14 protein-coding genes and 1 pseudogene are annotated in these 18,874 nt (G+C 63.3%); 10 read left to right on the top strand and 5 right to left on the bottom strand.

Annotation, left to right across the window (positions count from 1 at the left end; genetic code table 11):
* The 3 genes from tssM to J2W68_RS06655 are packed head-to-tail and all read left to right on the top strand — an operon-like array spanning nt 1 to nt 5,488.
* Nucleotides 1–3,732 (top strand): type VI secretion system membrane subunit TssM, encoded by a 3,732-nt coding sequence (gene tssM, locus J2W68_RS06645; protein ID WP_310233912.1) that lies wholly within the window; start codon nt 1–3, stop codon nt 3,730–3,732.
* The gene (tagF, locus tag J2W68_RS06650; protein ID WP_310233824.1) at nt 3,729–4,715 is read left to right on the top strand and encodes a type VI secretion system-associated protein TagF; all 987 of its coding nucleotides are present in this window, start codon (nt 3,729–3,731) and stop codon (nt 4,713–4,715) included. The genes tssM and tagF overlap by 4 nt, the downstream gene beginning before the upstream one ends.
* Nucleotides 4,715–5,488, top strand: coding sequence for an OmpA family protein (locus tag J2W68_RS06655; RefSeq protein ID WP_310233826.1), 774 nt, complete (start codon nt 4,715–4,717; stop codon nt 5,486–5,488). The genes tagF and J2W68_RS06655 overlap by 1 nt, the downstream gene beginning before the upstream one ends.
* A 96-nt stretch (nt 5,489–5,584) precedes the next feature.
* Here the strand turns inward: J2W68_RS06655 and tssA are convergent, their stop codons facing one another.
* A complete protein-coding gene (gene tssA, locus J2W68_RS06660) occupies nt 5,585–6,607 on the bottom strand; it encodes a type VI secretion system protein TssA (RefSeq protein WP_310233828.1) in 1,023 nt (340 codons plus the stop codon).
* A gap of 244 nt (nt 6,608–6,851) precedes the next feature.
* Between tssA and J2W68_RS06665 the strand changes: the two genes are divergently transcribed.
* Genes J2W68_RS06665 through J2W68_RS06690 form a run of 6 tightly spaced genes read left to right on the top strand, consistent with a single transcriptional unit; the run spans nt 6,852 to nt 14,360 of the window.
* Nucleotides 6,852–9,734 carry a type VI secretion system Vgr family protein gene (locus J2W68_RS06665; RefSeq protein WP_310233830.1) on the top strand — a complete coding sequence of 961 codons (2,883 nt, stop codon included), beginning with the start codon at nt 6,852–6,854 and terminating at the stop codon, nt 9,732–9,734.
* Nucleotides 9,731–11,494 carry an esterase/lipase family protein gene (locus J2W68_RS06670; RefSeq protein WP_310233831.1) on the top strand — a complete coding sequence of 588 codons (1,764 nt, stop codon included), beginning with the start codon at nt 9,731–9,733 and terminating at the stop codon, nt 11,492–11,494. The genes J2W68_RS06665 and J2W68_RS06670 overlap by 4 nt, the downstream gene beginning before the upstream one ends.
* Complete coding sequence (locus J2W68_RS06675) at nt 11,491–12,516, top strand: T6SS immunity protein Tli4 family protein (RefSeq protein ID WP_310233832.1); 1,026 nt, start codon at nt 11,491–11,493, stop codon at nt 12,514–12,516. The genes J2W68_RS06670 and J2W68_RS06675 overlap by 4 nt, the downstream gene beginning before the upstream one ends.
* A 32-nt stretch (nt 12,517–12,548) precedes the next feature.
* On the top strand, nt 12,549–13,793 hold the full coding sequence (locus tag J2W68_RS06680) for a hypothetical protein (RefSeq protein ID WP_310233833.1): 1,245 nt from the start codon (nt 12,549–12,551) through the stop codon (nt 13,791–13,793).
* On the top strand, nt 13,690–14,100 hold the full coding sequence (locus tag J2W68_RS06685; protein ID WP_430539681.1) for a T6SS immunity protein Tli4 family protein: 411 nt from the start codon (nt 13,690–13,692) through the stop codon (nt 14,098–14,100). Before J2W68_RS06680 ends, J2W68_RS06685 begins: the two co-directional genes overlap by 104 nt.
* Nucleotides 14,100–14,360, top strand: a complete 261-nt coding sequence (locus J2W68_RS06690) for a hypothetical protein (protein ID WP_310233835.1) — start codon at nt 14,100–14,102, stop codon at nt 14,358–14,360. Before J2W68_RS06685 ends, J2W68_RS06690 begins: the two co-directional genes overlap by 1 nt.
* Nucleotides 14,361–14,539: 179 nt before the next feature.
* Here J2W68_RS06690 and J2W68_RS06695 read toward each other — a convergent pair.
* Nucleotides 14,540–15,441, bottom strand: a protein-coding gene (locus J2W68_RS06695; protein WP_310233838.1) for an IS5 family transposase whose coding sequence is annotated in 2 segments (ribosomal slippage) — nt 14,540–14,572 and nt 14,575–15,441 — 900 coding nt in all. Because the reading frame shifts where the segments join, the coding sequence is not laid out codon by codon here.
* Nucleotides 15,442–15,528: 87 nt separating this feature from the next.
* Between J2W68_RS06695 and J2W68_RS06700 the strand changes: the two are divergent.
* Nucleotides 15,529–16,335: pseudogene (locus tag J2W68_RS06700) on the top strand (IS3 family transposase); the annotation flags it as partial.
* A 357-nt stretch (nt 16,336–16,692) separates the two neighbouring features.
* Here the strand turns inward: J2W68_RS06700 and J2W68_RS06705 are convergent.
* From J2W68_RS06705 to J2W68_RS06715, 3 genes are all read right to left on the bottom strand, one after another.
* The gene (locus tag J2W68_RS06705; protein ID WP_310233840.1) at nt 16,693–17,067 is read right to left on the bottom strand and encodes a hypothetical protein; all 375 of its coding nucleotides are present in this window, start codon (nt 17,065–17,067) and stop codon (nt 16,693–16,695) included.
* 71 nt (nt 17,068–17,138) lie between these two features.
* Nucleotides 17,139–17,693, bottom strand: a complete 555-nt coding sequence (locus J2W68_RS06710; protein WP_310233843.1) for a hypothetical protein — start codon at nt 17,691–17,693, stop codon at nt 17,139–17,141.
* 654 nt (nt 17,694–18,347) lie between these two features.
* Complete coding sequence (locus J2W68_RS06715; protein WP_310233844.1) at nt 18,348–18,866, bottom strand: DotU family type IV/VI secretion system protein; 519 nt, start codon at nt 18,864–18,866, stop codon at nt 18,348–18,350.
* Between the last annotated feature and the right edge of the window lie 8 nt (nt 18,867–18,874).

Genomic DNA, 18,874 nt, shown 5'->3' on the forward strand with positions numbered 1-18,874 from the left:
ATGCTCAGTAGACTCCGCTATTACCTCTCCGATTACCGGGTCATTCTGGCCATTGGCGTCATCGGCGCGGGCCTCTTCATGTATTTCGGTACCGAAGGGCTCCGGCAGGCGGGCGTTTGGCTGCTCGGGATCGCTGTCGTCCTGCTGCTGGTGTTGGGCGTGGTCTGGGTGATCCGCCGGCTGTCTGCCCGCAGGAAGGCGGGGAAACTCGATGCGATGGTCGAGGGAGAGGCGGATCGCGCCGTCAGAGATGCGCGCCCTGCAGTACGCGCCGATACCGAGATTCTGCGGGACCGGATGCTGACGGCAGTGAAGTCCATCAAGTCGTCGCGCATCGGGATGATGAAGGGCACCGCTGCACTGTATGAACTGCCGTGGTACGTGATCATCGGGAATCCGGCGGCAGGAAAGAGTTCGGCAATCCTCAACTCGGGCCTGCAGTTCCCGTTCGAGGACAGCGGCGCGAATGTCATCCAAGGGGTCGGCGGGACTCGCAACTGCGACTGGTACTTCACGACTGAGGGCATCCTGCTCGATACCGCCGGTCGTTACGCGGTCAGCGTCGAGGACCGGCTCGAGTGGCTCACCTTCCTCGACCTGCTCAAGAAACATCGTGCCCGCGCTCCGGTCAACGGCGTACTCATCGCCGCAAGCATCGCGGAACTGTCCGGCAGCAAACCCGAATTTGCGATCGAACTCGCCAAGAACCTGCGGCAGCGCGTGCAGGAAGTCACCGAAAGGCTTGAGGTGATCGCGCCCGTCTACGTCGTGTTTACCAAGGCCGACCTGATCGCCGGCTTCACCGAATTCTTCAAGAGCATGGACCCAGCCGAACGCGAAGGCGTCTGGGGCGCAACGCTGCCGTTCGACCCGGCCAGCGCGCCCGACGCGCTGGCCGCATTCGATCGCCATTTCGACGAGCTGGCAGATGGCCTGCAGGAATTGAGTCTGACCCAGATGGCGATGCTGCGCGGGCGTGGCATCGATCCTGGCCTGCTGACACTGCCGCTGGAGTTCGTCGGCATCAAGCCTGCGCTACGGACCTTCATCGCGACGCTGTTCGAGGACAATCCATACCAGTTCAAGCCGGTCTTCCGCGGGTTCTATTTCACCAGCGCCTTGCAGGAAGGCGATTCCGTCCACTACGCCTCCGAGCGCATCGGCCGCGAGTTCCGCCTGCAGGGAGGCGAGGCGGTAGATCGCAGCCCCAGCGGCAATTCCGCACACTTCCTGAGGGATTTGTTCCGCAAGGTCATCTTCGCCGACAAGGAACTCGTGCAGCAGTACTCCAGCCCCCATCGCAACCGGATGCGCTATGGCGTGTTCTTCGGTGCGACCGCGCTGCTCGCATTGATGCTCGGCGCCTGGACTTGGTCCTACACCGACAATCGGCAACTGGTAGAGAACGCCAACCGCGACCTGGCCCAGGCGGTGCGTCTGCAGGAAGGTCGCGTCGACCTGAAATCGCGTATCGATGCATTGCTGCTGCTGCAGGACAGGATTGAGCAACTTGCGCGTCATCGGCGGCAAAACAGCGTGACCACGCGCTTGGGTCTGTACCAGGGCCAAGTCATCGAACAGAAAATGCTGCAGGAGTACTTCAACGGCATGCGGCAGGTAATGCTGGTGCCGACCGGGGATCGGATGGAGGCCTACCTGCGCCAAGCCGTCACGCAGGCCGCGGAGTTGGATGCACCGGTCACCAATGGGGACAACGACGCAGACAACTCCGCGTCGCTGTATCAGGATGCATCGCCTACGGACAGCAACGACGTCTACAACGCGCTCAAGGCCTACCTGATGCTGGCCAAGCGTGGCGAGATCGAGCCTGCCCACCTCAGCGACCAGTTGACAAGGTTCTGGCGGGGTTGGCTCGACGCGAACCGCGGCCAGATGAGTCGCGAAGAGATGGCGCGCGCAGCCGAGAAGCTGATGACGTTCTACGTCGCTCATGCCGACACGCCGACGTGGCCCCAAATCGAGCCCAGCGTCTCGCTTGTCGATGACACACGCACGGCACTGAACCGTGTCATGAAGGGGCAGCCTGCGATCGAGCGAGTCTTCGCGATGATCAAGGCGCGGGCAGCAACCCGTTTCCCCACGATCACGGTCAACACGCTGATCGGCGACGAGCGCAACAAGGATGCGATCGCCGGCAGTTATGCGATCTCCGGCGCGTTTTCCCGCAAGGCATGGGAAGACTACGTCCAGTCCGCGATACGGGAAGCCTCGAACACGCAGCTCAGCACGACGGACTGGGTACTCGACAGCACGCAGCAGAGCGATCTGAGCCTGTCCGGCAGCCCCGAGCACATCGCTCGACAGATGGAGACGCTCTACAAGCAGGAGTACGCGCAGGAGTGGCAGAAGTTCCTGCAGGGTGTCAGCGTCGCCGGCTTCACCGATTTCGAGCAGGCGGTCAGTCGAATGAACAGCCTCGGAGATCCGCGCAATTCACCGCTGCGTGCATTGCTCGAGGCGATCAACGCACAGACGGTGTGGGACAACCCGCGCGCCGAACATGCATTGTCAGGCGAGATGCGCCGTGGTTTCGTCGCCTGGTTCCAGCGCGTGATCATGCGTCGAAATCCAACGTCGATTCCGGTGGAGATCGATCCGGAGACAGGCCGTCAGGCGCCTCGCCCCATGGGGCCAATCGGCAAAGCGTTCGAGGGCATCGCTCGACTCGTCGCGCCACGCGAGGGCGGCGGTGCGTTGATCGACAGTTATTTCGAAACGCTCGGAAGCCTGCGCACTCGTCTCAACGGCATCAGCAACGAAGGCGACAGCGGCCCCGGCGCACGCCGGCTGATGCAGGACACGCTCGGCAACGAGGGCTCCGAACTGAAGGCCGCGCTGACCCTGGTGGAGGAGCAAATGCTGACCGGTCTCGACGAAGCGCAACGAAACGCGCTGCGCCCCTTGTTGCTCTACCCGCTGACGCAGACTTTCGCCGCTTTGGTGCCGCCTACCGAGGCCGAGATCAACCGTGCGTGGGAGGCCCAGGTCTACGAGCCGTTCCGCACGGGCATCGGCCGTCAGTTCCCGTTCCAGAGCGGTGCGGATGTCGATGCGTCACCCGCGGATGTCGCGGCGATCTTCGGCGCGTCGGGGGCCATCGCCGCGTTCAACAAGGAAGCGCTCGGCAGTTTGGTCCTGCAGCGTGGCAATCTGCTCGAGCCCAGGCGCTGGGCAGGCTACGGCATCACCTTGTCGCCCGAGCTGATCAGCGGCTATGGGGATTGGGTGAGTGGGCAGGCGGGTGGCGCCGGTGGACAGGAAGCCACGATCTTCGCGATCCAGCCATCGCCGGCCATCGGCGCGGTCGAATACACGATCGAGATCGATGGACAGACGCTGCGGTATCGCAACACGCCGCCGACCTGGACCACGCTGCAATGGCCCAATCCGGGCAGCGTGCCGGGCGCGAAGCTGACAGCTGTCAGCAGCGATGGGCGTAATGTCGAAGTCTTCGACATGCCCGGCGGAAACGGTTTCGCCAGGATGATGGCCGAAGCTCAGGTCCAGAATCAGGCCGATGGCAGCCTGCTGACCTGGACCCGGGAAGGTGTCACGGTCACGGTCGCGATGCGCATCATCCGCCGGCCGGGCGCCAGCGGCGGTGGCAATGACTGGCAGCGGGGACTCCAGCTGCCGGCCAAGGTTGCGGGAAGCGCAGAGGCACCAACCGTCTCGCCGGCTGCGACGACGGAGGAGGAGGGCGGCGCATGAGCCAGAGATTGTCGGTCCCCGTTGGTTACTTCGGCAAGGTGCCCTCGCGCGGCGATTTCGTCCGCAGTACGGACAGCCATCAACTGATGGCGCTGGTCGATCGCTGGGCGGCGCACACGATCGAACTGCTCGTACGCCATCCGGACTGGAAGCGGCTCTACGACAGCAGTGGCGAGATCCGCTATGCCTTCCTGGGGTCGCGGAGCCGTACGGTGATCGGCGGCCTGTTTCTGCCCAGCCGTGACCAGTCGCAACGCCGGTTTCCGTTCCTGTCCGCAGTGAAGCTGGAAGTCGTCGATCCGCTCGGCTTCATCGGCCGCAGTGCGCTGGCCCTCTCCCGGCCGTGGGCGGGACTGGCGCGCGCGTCGCGTGACGTGGTCGCTGCCGAGGATGCGGCCGAGGCGTTACGCGGGCTGGCCGATGCCCGGGTCGAGATCGATGTGGACCCGGCGGCGCATGCGCCGGCATTCGACGACTTCCTCGAACTGCAGACAGTCGGCAACCTGCAGGAGGCGTTGCGCGACGCGGATCAACCCGGCACCGCGCTGCGTCAGGTATTGCCTGCGCTCGGTCTGCTGCTCCAGCCCATCCTTGTGGGTGGCGGTGTGTCGGTGGACAAGGGGCTCGAACTGCCCTTGCCCCGGGATCCACTGCACCGCCCCCTGACAGCGGCATTCTGGCTGGATCTGATCGCGGCGTTTCTGGCGCGGGGAGACTTCGAGCTGGCGGTCCTGATCCGCGACACGCCGCGCCCCTCGCTGATCGTCGGCTTCAACGGTGCGGACGATCAGACATTGCTGGCCGCGTTCGATCCGCAGGTCGCTGACGCATATCTGATTCGCATGCACGACGCCGCGTGGGTCGAGGAGCAGCTCGCGTCCGACTATGCACTCAACCGATTGGCGAGTTACCTCGATCGTGAGGATCTATCGCTGAGTACGGCACGAAAGGTGTTCCGCGAAACGTTTCTGGGAGCGGTGTGATGGTCAGCAGGATCTGGATAGTGGCGTCGCTGCTCTTCGTTGGATTGCAGGCGCAGGCGCAGGACGCCGGCCGGCCAGCCGAGGCGGCGCCGGTGATTGCCGAAGGCGTTGTGCCGGATCAGGCCACGAAAGGCCAGATACTCGAGAAGCTGCGCGGCCTGTACGGCGATGCACGCGTGGTCGATCGCATCCGGGTCGAATCTATCCCGACGCCGCCGAACTGGGGCACATACGTGGGCAACATGCTCACGCCGGGCTTGACCCGCGTTAGCGGCGGCAAGCTCGAGGTCAACGGACAGGCGGTTCGGATCAGCGGCGATGTAGTCAACGAGGCGCAGCGCCAGCAGGTCCTCAGCGAGCTGAGCATGGCCAGCAATACTTCCTATACGGTCACCAGCGGGCTGCAGACAGGCGGCTCTGCGCAGAACGTCCTCGACGAGACACTGGGTGAGCGCATCATCGAGTTCCGCAGCGGCAGCGCGACACTGACGCCACTGGGGGCGAGCATTCTCGACGAAATGGCACGCAAGCTCGAAGAGCTTGGCGACGTACGGGTCGAGGTCATCGGTCATACCGACAATATTGGCAACCGCGAGGGAAATCTCGCGTTGAGCCATGGGCGTGCGGAAGCCGTGCGCGCGTATCTCGCGCGGCGGGGAATCGATGCACAGCGCATCAGCGTACTCGGCAAGGGGCCGGACGAGCCGATCTCCGACAACGAGACCGAGGAAGGACGCGCACGCAATCGCAGGATCCAGTTCCGATTGCTTTGACGGCGGCTGGTCGACGGTCGGCGTTAGTGCTGCCTGGCGGCGCCATGGACAGTCCCAGGATGGCGACGACCGGCGAGGGCCGGTCGTCGGTTTGTGTCAGCCGTTGCCACCGCGCGCTTCGATGTCCAGCATTTCCTCCATCTGGGCAAGGATCGAATCGTCCTTGATCACGCGCTTGAGCCAGACGTGAAGCGGCATCTCGCCCCAACGTGCGGCCTTGTCCGCCAGATAGGCCACCGGACTATGGGGCTCGGTTCGACGGAAGAATTCGGCGACTTCGCGCAGTTGTGCGATCGCCTGCCGGCGCGAACCGATCGGACCGGACACGGCGCCCTGGGCGACCTGGGCGATGGAGGCATCATCATCAGCATCGGGCGCCGGCGGCGCTTCGGCGTCGGTGAGTACGCCGGCATCGCGTGCGAAGCGTCGTACCGTCCTGTCGAGTGTGTCCAGCTGATCGCGCAAGTGACTGAAGTTGGGGCCGTCGATTCCAAGGCGCGCATCCACCGATCGTTGCAGGTCTTCCAGTGCAGCAGAACATTCCGGTAGCTGCGAGATCAGCCCGACATAAAACGCATGTGGGGTGTCGTGACGCGCGGCTTCGATCGCGTCCATGTTGCCGGCGTCGCCATCGCTCCGCAGATGCGCTGCCTCGATATCGGCAAGCCCGAACCGCCCCTGCGGCCCCTGAATGATCGGCAGCGTGCGCAGCCATTGCTGCGAGTTGCCCACCAGCCAGGTGAGGTTGCCGATGCGATCCTCCTGGTCACCATCCTGCGGTAGCGGGTGAAGATTGTCCCAGTAACGGTCGCAAAGGGCTGTGGCCAGCCGGTATCCGGCCGCCAGTCCCGCGAACCCATGCAGTTGGGCACGGGCCTCGGCGTACCACCCCGCCAGTCGCAGGTCCTTTGTGCGCTCGCGAAGCAGCTTTTCGCAGGACGCGAGCGCGCCTGCCCAGTCGGCGGACTTCAGATCGGTGACCCATTCGCCCTGGTCGAGGCTCGGGTCGTCGGCGCGACGCGCGTTCTGGATCGCGTCGAACTCGCTTGAGAAGGACATATCGTCGCCGCAGGGGGCGTTCCCGTTGATCGGGGCCAGCAGGGCTTCCTGTTCCAGCATGGCGGTGCTCTTGTGTTGGGTAAGCAGTGGGATTCTACATAGCATGCGACAAGCCCCTATACCTCTCGGGCGCCCGGTTTGATAACTTCGGGCTCAGGATGCTTTGACGGTGCTGCGCCATTCTGGCAGGCGCGCTTGTTCGGGCAAGCGATGGAGATGCGATATGCGTGCGATGGGCAGTGTTGGCGAAGCGTTGACCTCGTTGTTGTCGATGGATGACGCAAGCCGACTTTATCGTCTGAACATGCAAGGCGCGCCGCCTGGCTTGCTGGTCGAGCGTTGGCAGGGTGTCGAGGTGCTGGGTGGCGAAACCGAATGGCAGGTTGATCTGCTGTCGACCGATGCGGCGTTGCCGTTCGACTCCTGGCTCGGCGCATCTGCGCAGTTGCTCACACGACTCGCCGATGGTGCCGATGCCGTGCGCAGCGGCATCGTCCGGCAGTCGGTGCGCATGGGCGCTGACGGCGGTCTGGCGCGTTATCGACTGCATCTGACGGGTTGGCCGTGGCTGCTGACGCAGGGACGCCACAGCCGCGTGTTCCAGGAGCGGACGGTCCTGGAGATCGTCGAGACGGTCTTCGCCGACTACGCGCCGATGGCGGCCTGGCGCAACAGCGAGGAGCTTGCTGCTGCGGTCTCGCAGTCGGGGCCACGCGACTACTGCGTGCAGTATCGGGAATCGGATGCGGATTTCGTCGCGCGCCTGCTGGCCGAGGACGGCATCGGCTGGCGCCTGGAGGAAGACGCGGACGCACCGGCCGGGCATGTGCTGGTGCTGTTCTCCGACAGCAGTGCGCAGCCGCAGGATGCCGGCAGTGCGGCCGGCGGTGGGGTGCGCTTCCACCGCAGTGATGCCACCGAGGCGCGCGACAGCATCCAGGCGATCGGGCGCCGTCGCCGCATCGGCGCCCAGCGGCTCACGCTGGTCAGTGACGACGACCAGGCCGCGCGTTCGATCTCCACGCAGCTGCCGCTCGACGGCGGCGCTCCGCGCGCACTGCCGCTCGACGCCTACGATCCCGTCGGGATTGCCGCCTTTCGTGACAACGAGGACGCCGCGCGGTGCGCCGTGCGGCTGGCGCAAGCGCGGGAAGCGCAGCAGTCGAGCTGGATCGGGCAGGGCACGGCGCGCAGCTTCCGGGCCGGTCGGTGGTTCGCGCTGACGGGCACCGCGCAGGCCGGCGCGGACGCGCCGCCGGAACTGCTGCTCACGCAGGTCCGGCATGCCGGCATCAACAACCTGCCGGTCGACCTGCGCAGCGCCGTCGAGACTTATCTGGGGACCGGGCACGCCGACCCGAGCGAGCCGCAGGCCCTGTTCGAACGCGCCAAGGCCGTGGGCTACGCCAACACCTTCGAGGCCGTGGATCGCGCGCGCCCGTGGCGCCCGGTGCTGCAGGACGACACCGGCGTACGCCTCAACCCGCGCCCCACGGCGCCGGGGTACCAGACCGCGATCGTGGTCGGCGCGGAAGGCGCCACCACCGCGTCGGGCGCAAACGAAGTCCACAGCGACCGCATGGGCCGCATCCGGGTGCGGTTCCATTTCCAACAGGGCGCGCAGCCCGACGATCGCGACAGCTGCTGGCTGCGGGTGGCGCAGCGCTATGCAGGTCCCGGCGTGGGCAGCCAGTTCCTGCCGCGGATCGGCCAGGAAGTGCTGGTCGCCTTCCTCGACGGCGACATCGACCGCCCCCTGGTGGTGGGTGCGGTCTACAACGGCCGTGGCGAAGGCGGTGTGCCCGCAACGCCCGCGGGCCGGACCGCAGAACACGACACCAGCGGATACGCCCAGGCCCACGACCAAGCGCCGAGCGCCCAGGTCAACCTGGCCGGCGGTCACGCCCCCGCCTGGCACGGTATGGGCACAGGCGATGCGGCCCATCGCAATGCGGCTGCGCTGTGGGGCATCCAGTCGAAGGAGTGGGGCGGCGCAGGATGCAACCGGCTGGTGTTCGACGACAGCGACGGACAGCTGCGGCTGCAGCTGTCGACCACCCAGTCGGCCAGCCAGCTCAACCTGGGCCATCTGATCCACCAGGCCGACAATTACCGTGGCAGTTTCCGGGGCGAAGGCTTCGAGCTGCGGACCGATGCGTGGGGTGCGGTGCGGGCGGAATCGGGCCTGTGGCTGAGCGCCTATGGCAGGACCACGGCGGAGCCGGCGGGCGAGGCGGTGCCGCAGGGCGCCCTGCTGTTGCAGCTGGCGACGCTGGGCGAGACGTTTTCCAAGGCCGCGACGACCCACCAGACCGTCAAGCTGGCCAGCCACGAGGGCGTCCGGCAGCCGCGCAATTCCCGGTTGATCGACGATCAGTCGCCCCTGCAGGCCTTGCTGGCAAGTGCAAAGACCACCGTCCCCGGCAGCGACTGGAGCGAAGCGACCGGCGCCGCGAGCGAACGCAGCGCAGCCGCAGGCGCAGATCGCGTGCCGCACACCGGCGATGCATTACTGGGTCTGGCCGCACCAGCGGGCATCGGCCTGATCGCCGGCCAGAGCCTGACCTGGACGGCCGGCGAAACCCTGACGCTGGCCAGTGGGCAGGCCAGCCATCTGGCCGTGTCTGGCGACCTGCGTGTCCACAGCGGCCAGGCGATTGGCATGCTGGCCGCGGCAGTTGAAGGGCAGACGGAAGCCACCAGCCTGAGCCTCGTCACTGGCGAAGGCGAGCTCGACCTGCAGGCCCAGAACGACCAGATCAAGCTGCAGGCGAAGGACGCACTCCAACTGGTCAGCGCGAATGCCGAACTGGAAATGGCAGCCGGCAAGACCCTGCACCTGGCCACTGCAGGCGGCGCCAGCCTGACGATCGAAGGCGGCAACATCGTCATCGCCTGTCCCGGCACGATCAAGGTGCACGCGGCGAAGAAGTCCTTCGTGGGGCCAACCCAGCTCAGCCGCGAGATGAATGCCTGGCCGGAGACGAAGTTCAACGAGGGTTTCGAGCTGCGCGATCCCGCTGGTGACCTAATTCGCAATATGCCCTACAAGCTGACGCGTGCCGATGGCGCGATCATTCATGGCGTTACGGGTGAGAATGGTCGGATACCCGTCCAGAAAGGATTGGGCCTGGAGCGCATCGTGATTGAAATTCTGCAGCATACCGATGGAGATCTGGCAGGATGAACAGCGGTGATGGAGATGCTCACGGCGAGCGCAACGCTGGCGCGGTCCTTGGGAATTCTGGTAACCCGACTTTCTCGTGGAATCTATCGCACACCACTTTGGGCGACATGGTGAATCTGGTCGTTCAGGACAAAATCCTGCCCGTGATCTTTGTTCCGGGAATCATGGGCTCGAATCTCATGAGCAACGACAGCAAGAAGGACACGGTCTGGAGGCTGGATACGACGGCTGGACAGCCGCTCGGCCTTGCGAGACGAATGACTTTCAGCGGACCTGCAGCGCGCCAACGACTGATGCATCCAGCTCGGACAGCTGTCGATCCGAGAGGCTCTGTTCCTAGTAGGCCAAAGGGCTCGGTGTCGAGGAAAGAACAGTACACTGATGAACGATTCTGGGGCGAGATATCCGAAGGCAGTTACCATGATTTCCTGGTCTGGCTTGAAGAACGCCTCAACGGCCAAAGTATTAATCCGGCCAACTGGCAGGATTTCTTCTATACGGCGGTCAGCGCTGCTCCGGTGCCAGGACAGCGCAGGCCTGAGCCGGTTTTACATCCTGGCATTCCGATGCAGATGCGTGCGTTCAATCCCTCTCAATACGTTGAAGGAACTGGCCCCCAGCGCGTTGTTCCGGAATCAATCCTGTCGGATGACTTGCTTACAAGGGCGAAGTTCAGGATGCCCGTTTACGCCTGTGGCTATAACTGGCTTGATTCGAACTCAGTTGCAGCGGATCGATTGCGCGCCAGGATTGATGGTGTCATCAATGCCAACAATCGCAATGGATTTAAATGCAGTCAGGTGATCCTGGTCACGCATTCCATGGGAGGGCTGGTGGCTCGCCGTTGCGCGATGATGGGGGGGATGAGTGAGAAGATCGCGGGAATAGTGCATGGCGTAATGCCTGCGACCGGGGCTGCTGTGGCTTACCGACGCTGCAAGATCGGTATGCGGGACGAGAGTTTTATTGCCGGCCTAGTAATTGGCAGTAACGGGCGTGAAGTCACTTCTGTTTTTGCCCAGGCTCCGGGCGCATTGCAGTTGCTTCCCTCTGCGGACTATCAGCGCGGTTGGCTGAAAATCAAGGAATCCGATGGCACGGAAATTGAATCCCGCCCGGCCGCCGATCCCTATGCTGAAATTTATCTTCGACGTGATCGATGGTGGGGCCTTGTGCGGCCCGAATGGTTGCGTCCCCAGGGCGGAAGGCCATTGTCATGGGACGAATTCGCGTTGAACATCAATTCAGCAAGGAGCTTTCATCAGCAGATACGGGGGCAATACCACAGCACTACCTACGTCTATTACGGTGCGGATTCGAAGGTCCCCAGCTTCGAACATGTGCAGTGGCAGATGGTGGCGGGTCTACAGCCGGACAATAACCCCCGGCCTACTGGGCAGCAGGTCCGTGACATGGGGTTCGATGCAGTCAGAGAGACCGGGTCAAATCCGATCTATGTCGGCGGTAAAACTGAGTATGTGCAGCACTACGGTGGAATGTACGGGGGTGGTATGCCCAGTACCTACGAAACGAGTTATTGGGAAATAAGCGCAGCCAAACAGGATGGCGGGGGCGACGGTACAGTGCCTACAAGCTCCGGGCGAGCGCCTCTTCTCACTGCTCGTTCTGTCGGCAGTATCCGGCAACAGTTCAGGATGAATGGGTTTGAGCATGAGCCCTCCTATAAGAATGAGCAGGCTCAGTTCGCAACTTTGTTTTCTATCCAGAAGATAGCCGCAAGAGCAAACCTCGCGGCATGAAAACATCGTTTATCCTGATTTTATTTTTATTCATGACCGGCCTGGTTTTGGCGGGCTGCAGTGGCAATGGTGGGGAGCTTGAAATGGCGGATGAGCATGCTGTCGAGACAAGGGGCGTCTGCCTCGGAAGGTATACGTTGAAAGTGCCTGTCGGGTTGCGGCGCCAGCAGAATTCACTTGATAGCACAGGTGATGCCACATTCTATTTCGGTCACGATGAGGATTTCAATAAAATTGATGTGATCGTACAGGATGTCGAGAGTACGGAAGATTTCGAATCTTCCGTTTCTAGGCGTGAGATTCAGTTAAAACAGAAGATTAACTTCTCGAATGATGGGCCGATGTTGCTTGCGCGCGTGAGCACCGCTCCCGGCGTCGAGGTTATCCAGTCCTATGCGAGTCCTGATTCGTTAGACGCTGTCCGCATGGAAGTTCACACGCTAGTGGGCGGGTCGCATGTGGTACTCGGAGAGACATCATATTCTCCTGATACTAGGGAAAGTATCCAATCCAGGCTGTTGTCGATGCTGTCATCGACGCGTTCGCTGGGCGAGGACGCAGACGCTGCCCCCGGATTCTGCGTGGGTAGTGTGGTGTTCGATTTCGGGAACGACTATGAAGAAGCAGGCATCGCTTATTCGGGCCGTATCGGCAACGTAGCCGTAACGTTGCAGGTTGATATCAATACGTTTCATCAAGACGCTGACGAGCCCGCACTCATCCGACGCGGTGAAGCCAACTTGGAGGGGATCGGTGTGCGCCCGGAAAAGCTGAGGGCCGGCGGCCGCGCGCTTGCTGGTGACGCAGGAGAGGAGTGGCTTGGTGCATTTGTCAATCACGGCCTGCGACTGCACGGATTCTATGCGGAGACTGCCACACGCAAGCCTACGCTGGAGTCGCCGAAAGTGTTGGTCAGTCTGTCGACCGGAAGCGAGGATGACGAAGTGAGTGCCACGATGGACGATGCATCTGCGATCGCCCTGTGGGAAGAAGTGCTGGGCTCGTTGAAGAAGCGATTCTAAGGGCGGATTCGGTCCGCTCGGACTTCGAAGGGTTGGCGAAAGTCGTGCTGGGCCGCAACGCCGGTGAAGTGACCGCCATCATGGCCAACTCGCCGCGGGTTGCGGAGGTGCGCGACTTCCATACCGCCATCGCGACGCACTACCCGGAACCTGTATACGTCCACTACGCCGACGACATTCGGATGCGTGCGTGGGGCAGCATTCACTGGGCCGGCGGTGATCTGCCCGCATCAAACATCAATCCGCTCGGTGCGCAGATCACCAAGGACAACGGCAAGGGCAAGATCACGCTCAATCTCGGCGGCGCGCCGGTGGAGTTGAAGATCGCCGGCCCCGATGCGCCTGGAGACGAAACCGTTCCCGCCATCTCGGGGCGTGCGCCCGGTCTGACGGCAGTTGCCGGCAATTTCGTCCAGGGCGATCAGGGCGCAGGGGCCCATGCGGGCACGAACAGGAAGGGAAAGCCCACCAAGGGCTATGACCGCCAGGGGAAGCTACAACGATGCGCGTGCGCAGTAGGCCACCTTCTATGGAATCGTCAAGATTGCACAGAAGGCGGACTGGGCGTGCGACTAGTGACAGCAGGAACAATGTTGCTGTTCGGGCTGGCGGCAGTCGCCGGTGCCGGACAGCATGTATACGCCGAGGAGCGAGGAATGAGCGCAGGAGAAGCCACCCATTGTCTGGGGCGATATCTCGTCGATCTGCCGAGAGGGGCCAGTGTCACGGCGAAGTACACGTTTGCCGATGCGGCCGTGCAGACCTTTTCCGGCGTCGACGACGAAGGCTTCTGTGCGCGTGTCCACGCGAGGGAGGTCGAGTTGAAGCAGTCGCCTCACGCTACCGATGGAAGTCTCTTCGTCGGGCGTGAGTCCTTCGACGACCACAATGTCTCGCTGGCCTCCTGGCAGGGACGCAACAGCCAGCGTGTCTACCAGTACGACATGTTCAGCCATGTTCCGCAGCGGGGCGTGCTCTACCGGCTGGAAGGCAAGGGCAACGCGACCGCGCAGGCACGCAGCGCCGCCTCGCAATTCCAGCGGGAACTGCTCCAGGGGTCGCTGCGATACCGGCCTCCAGGCGAGGTCCCGGAAGCGCCCGGGTTCTGTATCGACTCGGGCTTCATCGCGCGGAGCAAGCTCAACAAGGAGAAAGTCGCAGCCGACATTTTCCCTGCGGGAGTATCCGGGCGTCACCATCACCTTCATGTCGTACATGAAGGGAAAGCCGGATCGGGAACTGCTCGAGCGTGCCTCGTCGATCCCGCCCGGATATGAGGAAGTCGCCGCGCGCATGAATACCATGCGGGCGGCACCACGGCAGGTGGGATCTGTGCGGGGTCAGGAGTTGCTGGTGCGAGGCGACGGAGCCGGCAAGACGTCGTACGAGTTCCTGTGGGAGTACCAGGGGGAAGCGAATTCCCTGGAGCGCCCCTTCCTGTCGCTGCAGTTGAGTACGACGGCGAAGAGCGACGACGACGGTGAGGTGATCGATGCGCCGTTGGAATCGGACGAGGCGGCGATCGCGGCTTGGAACGGAGTGTTGGACACACTGCGGATCCGGCCCGGCGCCGTGGGACGCTGATGCGCACTTTCGTCCTCGCCTGCCTGTTGGCGGGACTCGCCGGTTGCTGTGCCTACGGCAGCTCGGGCGGCGGCGCGCAGGAGATCTGGGTTGCGGCGCCTGGCAGTACCGCTTCGATCTCGCCGCAGGAGGCGCGGCGCGAGTGCACCCGCGCCTGCAATTGCCACGGGCCCGAGATGGAAAGCTGCATGGTCGAGCGGGGCTTCCACAAGGAGCGCCAGACGGCAGCAAAGACATGCCGGTCCCCTTCGCTGTTCTAGATCCACCAGAGCACGCATGCGTGCGCGCCGGAACCACCTTGCTTGGGGTGCTAGGGAAGGTCTGAACAATCCGGCGGATGCTTTTGCGTCGTGGCCTCAGACCCAAAAACGCGTCAATCAGCCCGCGATCGCTTGCTTTTCCGCGCCGCTGGGCGGGGTTTCCCGTCCAGCGGACGCACTTATCCTGCTGCCGGCAGTATGTGCCGGCGCGCGACATCCACAGATTCGACAGTGCGAACAGCGTTCGCACCTCCGCTGCGTTCTTCTCGAGACCGCGGTAGCGCACCTTCAGATAACCGAACTGCTGCTTGATCACCCGGAACGGGTGCTCCACCTTCGCGCGCACGCTCGCCTTCAGCCGCTCGAAATGCCGCGCCTCGCGTTGCTCACGCATGCACTTCATCGCCTTGATCGTCGACGGCTTGGCCGCGATCAGGAACGCCGCATCGACCTCTGCGAGTTCCGCACGCTTCGCCGCGTCCGCCACGTTCGCGGCGGTGCATTCCACGTGATACACCAGGCCGGATTCGTCGTCGACGCCGATGTGCGCCTTCATCCCGAAGAACCATTGATTGCCCTTCTTCGTCTGGTGCATCGCGGGGTCACGCTCGCCATCTGCGTTCTTCGTCGAACTGGGCGCGCTGATGATCGTCGCATCGACGATCGTACCGGCCCGCAGGCTCTGGCCCTTGCGCGCCAGATGCGTGTTCACTCGATCGAAGATCTTTGCCGCCAGGCCATGCTTCTCCAGCAACCGGCGAAAGTTGAGGATCGTGGCCTCGTCCGGCACGTCATTCATGCCGCCGATCTGCGCAAACCGACGCATCACCGGCGCGTCGTACAGCGCTTCCTCCATCGCCGGATCCGACAACGCGTACCACTGCTGCAGAAAGTGGATGCGCAGCATCGTCGAAAGGACGTAAGGCTGCCGGCCAGGCCGGCCCATCTTCGGGTAGTGCGGCTCGATCAGCGCCAGCAGCGCCGGCCACGGGACAACCTGCTCCATCTCCGCAAGGAACACCTCACGCCGGGTGCGCTTGCGCTGGCCCAGATCCTCGGCATCACCAAATGAAAGCTGCATCGAACGCACCCCTGACGTGGTGTCGTATTGTTGAAGCGTCCTCCTTTTTTCGAGTCATTCAAAAGTAGAGGTGGTGGGTGAGTTGACCGCGGGATCAGCACTCGCCGCGCTTGCGCGCTGCTGGGCGTGCCGCGCTCGACGCTCGGCTATGTCGCCACCCAACCCCTCAGCGATGCTCCCTTGATTGAGCGCATGAAGTACTACGCCGCCATGTATCCGGGATTCCGCTACCGCCGGATCCATGTCTACCTGGAGCGTGAGGGCATGACGCTGGGCTGGGACAGGATGCTTCGGCTGTGGCAGTTGGCCAAGCTGCAGGTGCCGAAGAAACGGCCGCGCAAGCGGATCGCAGCGTCCCGACCGCGGCCTTTGCCGGCGGCGGGTCCGAACGCGGTCTGGGCCTATGACTTCGTCTTCGACGGTTGCGCCAACGGTCAGGGACTGAAGTGCCTGATGGTGACCGACGAATGGACGCACGAGGCCTTGGAGATCCACGTCCAGGGCAGCATCCGCTCCAAGCGCGTGATCGATGTGCTGGCACGGCTGGTCAGTCAGCACGGCGCGCCGCGGTACCTGCGATCGGACAACGGGCCGGAGTTCGTCAGCCGCGCCGTCCTGAAGTGGCTGCAAGGCGCCGGCATCGAGACCGCCTATATCGAACCCGGCAAGCCTTGGCAAAATGGCACCGCCGAGAGCCTCAACGGGAAGTTCCGCGACGAGTGTCTCAGCATGGAATGGTTCCGGAATCGCACCGAGGCCAAGGTGATGATCGAAACCTGGCGTCGGCACTACAACGAGGACAGGCCGCACTCCAGCCTCGGATACCGGACACCGGATACCGGACACCGAAGCAGTTCAAGGATGAGCACCACCATCAGAAGCAACAACAGCTAGCATCAACCCACCAAGCCGTCCTCAACTAATCGGTGGTCCTAAAAATCCCGGCAGGTCACCTGTCCACCCAATCCGGCTTGGCCCGCTCGAACTGCGCCAACTCATCATCAACTCTCGGCCGCGCATAGGCATGCGGATTTCGCGCGTTGACGATGGCGCGATACTGCATGTCTGCCTCGATATCAAGGCGTGCGGCATCGAGTGCCTGTTCGGCTTCTTTGACCTTGTCGCGCTGTGGGTCTTGCTACTCGAATCCGCCGTAAGCCATGCCAATGAACGCGGCAATCGCCAGAAAGACCTTGAGGCTGCCGTCAAGGCGGGAAAACCAACTGCCCTGCGATGGGCCGGACGGCGTGTTCACAGCTGCGGGGTGATCTGGTCCTGCGACCAGAGCCAAAATGTGCTGCCGTAGTCGCTGTTGTCGATGTTGGGGAAGGTGTCGCCAGTCTTGAACAAGCGACGGGAGTCGGCCCGCGCCGGAGTGTGCCACCAGCCACTGCGCGGACAGGGTTCACCGGCAGGTACCCGAGCAGGCGGCGTGTCCACCGCCCCCAGCCATGCTTCGAAGGGGATCGTTTCGCCGGGTGCGCGCTCGATCAGGGTCCAGCCGGTGGAGCGCCATTCGGTGACGGGTAGGGGGCTGTCGTAGAGTTTTCGGCCGTCTTCGTTAACTGGGTCTTCGTAGCGAATCAAATACTGTGCCCGACTGGTGTTCTTTCCCTCGATCAGCAAGGCCGCGCAGCTATTGTCGGTGTCGGGCAGGTAGATGCCGCTTGTGTGAACAATGCCCCCCGGTTCTGTCCTTACCGACGGATTGAGCCGGTAGCGTGGCCAGCGTTCGGGTGGGTCAAGCGCGCCGTGGTTCTCTGCGCTGTAGCGGGAGGACAGTTCCCCGGCGGCCCAGGCGCGCTGAAAACTATGCTGCACGTTCCAAGCACGCTGCTGTGGGGCACCGAGCAGGTCGTAATAGATTTCCTTCGCGTTGGGAATGACCGCCGCGATGTGCGGCTCGCCATCCAGCCCGCCCAGTATTCGACTTGTCCGCGATGCCCGCCTGTGACGCCCAATGCCGCGCCTAGTGCCTTGAGATCGCCCCGGTAGAGATTGATGCAGGCGCGATCAAGCAACTGCAATGTGCTGCGGAAATTGGGCAGTACGCGCTCACCCCATACGATGTCCGGCTGATAGGGCTGCTGTCGGCTCCGGTAATCGGGAGGTAGGTGCGCCATGAACACTTCCAGACACTGTTCCACGTGATCCACCATCGCCTGCCACTGATCGCGGATCGGCGCGAAGTATTCGAACGAGCTGTAGCGTTCGAGTAGGTAGATTTCCTGGGGGATCAGCGGTGTGGGCATGGGCGGCTTGTCTGCATGTCAACGGCGATGGCGGATTACTGGCTGTACCAATTGTTCTTGAGGGTGGGGACGCCAACCAGGCCGACGGATTCACCGAAGTCACTGTAGCCCCAGTGGTTGGCTTGGCGCGGACTGATGCCGCCGATATCGAGGTCGGTAGGGTCGAGCACGATCTGGCGTGCGCCACCTTCCAGCACGTATTCGGAGCCTGGTTCCAACTGCTGTGAGGCGACCTTGCCATCCCATGCCCGCAAAGGACGACCGGGGGGCACGGTGTAAGTGACGTACTCGCCGTTGCCATTCCAGTTGGCCCACACGGCAAATCTTCGCCGCCAGTCGGCCTTGCTGCTGAGCTTGTCGAACTCTGCCTTGGTCATCCAACAGATACTATTGTCGGCTGAATTGGGGTCGACGATGCGGTAAAGCACGGTGCCGGGCGGATAGGTCACGGCATTGATGTTGCCGTGGAAATTGCGGAAGGCTTTGTTGAGCGGCTGGGGTGCGGATGCGCTGATGTTCGGCCAGCCTTGTTGGGCGGGTGCCCGTGTCGTGGGCTGAAACGCCAATTCGTCGGTCTTATCCACCCACTCCGGCTTGGCCCGTTCGAACTGCGCCAGTTCGTCATCCACGCGTGGGCGGGCGTAGGCATGCGGGTTACGGGCGTTGACGAGGGCGCGGTACTGCATGTCGGCCTCGATATCGAGGCGACGGGCCAACTGGTTGAGCCAATGCCGCACCGGGGCCAGCGCCTCGGCCAGCTTGGCGTTGGCCAGCCGACGCACGCGCAGGACGGATTCGAGCAGTTGCCCGGCGCGCGTGCTTAGGGCCGCACTTGCGCTCCCAGGCGTCCTGCAACGCAGAGGCTTGCGAGAGGACTGCCTCGTCGACGGCCGCGCAGAACGCGTACTTGGCTGAGTAGACGTCCTCCGACGCGATGCCCATCTTCATCGCGTTGCGCTCCACCGTGTCCAGGAGACGCTGCACGGACTGCACAAAGGTCTCGGCGTCCTGGGGCAGGCGGCCACGCTTGAGCATGAGCAACAGATAGAATCCGTCGGCCATCAGATCGAGTAGGGTTCTCGGCGTCGCCGCCGCAGCGCCTGGAGTGACGGTCTGCTGCGGCGTCAGGGATGGCATGGCGCCCGGAACGGGAGGCAGGGACTGGTTCATCATGGTGCCAC

This window comes from Luteimonas terrae, from assembly GCF_031457535.1.
Taxonomy (GTDB): domain Bacteria; phylum Pseudomonadota; class Gammaproteobacteria; order Xanthomonadales; family Xanthomonadaceae; genus Luteimonas; species Luteimonas terrae_A.

Bases quoted from the DNA above. Each gene is read 5' to 3' on its own strand.
- tssM (WP_310233912.1), top strand. From the start codon at position 1: ATGCTCAGTAGACTCCGCTATTACCTCTCCGATTACCGGGTCATTCTG.
- tagF (WP_310233824.1), top strand. From the start codon at position 3,729: ATGAGCCAGAGATTGTCGGTCCCCGTTGGTTACTTCGGCAAGGTGCCC.
- J2W68_RS06655 (WP_310233826.1), top strand. From the start codon at position 4,715: ATGGTCAGCAGGATCTGGATAGTGGCGTCGCTGCTCTTCGTTGGATTG.
- tssA (WP_310233828.1), bottom strand. From the start codon at position 6,607: ATGCTGGAACAGGAAGCCCTGCTGGCCCCGATCAACGGGAACGCCCCC.
- J2W68_RS06665 (WP_310233830.1), top strand. From the start codon at position 6,852: ATGCAAGGCGCGCCGCCTGGCTTGCTGGTCGAGCGTTGGCAGGGTGTC.
- J2W68_RS06670 (WP_310233831.1), top strand. From the start codon at position 9,731: ATGAACAGCGGTGATGGAGATGCTCACGGCGAGCGCAACGCTGGCGCG.
- J2W68_RS06675 (WP_310233832.1), top strand. From the start codon at position 11,491: ATGAAAACATCGTTTATCCTGATTTTATTTTTATTCATGACCGGCCTG.
- J2W68_RS06690 (WP_310233835.1), top strand. From the start codon at position 14,100: ATGCGCACTTTCGTCCTCGCCTGCCTGTTGGCGGGACTCGCCGGTTGC.
- J2W68_RS06710 (WP_310233843.1), bottom strand. From the start codon at position 17,693: ATGCCCACACCGCTGATCCCCCAGGAAATCTACCTACTCGAACGCTAC.
- J2W68_RS06715 (WP_310233844.1), bottom strand. From the start codon at position 18,866: ATGATGAACCAGTCCCTGCCTCCCGTTCCGGGCGCCATGCCATCCCTG.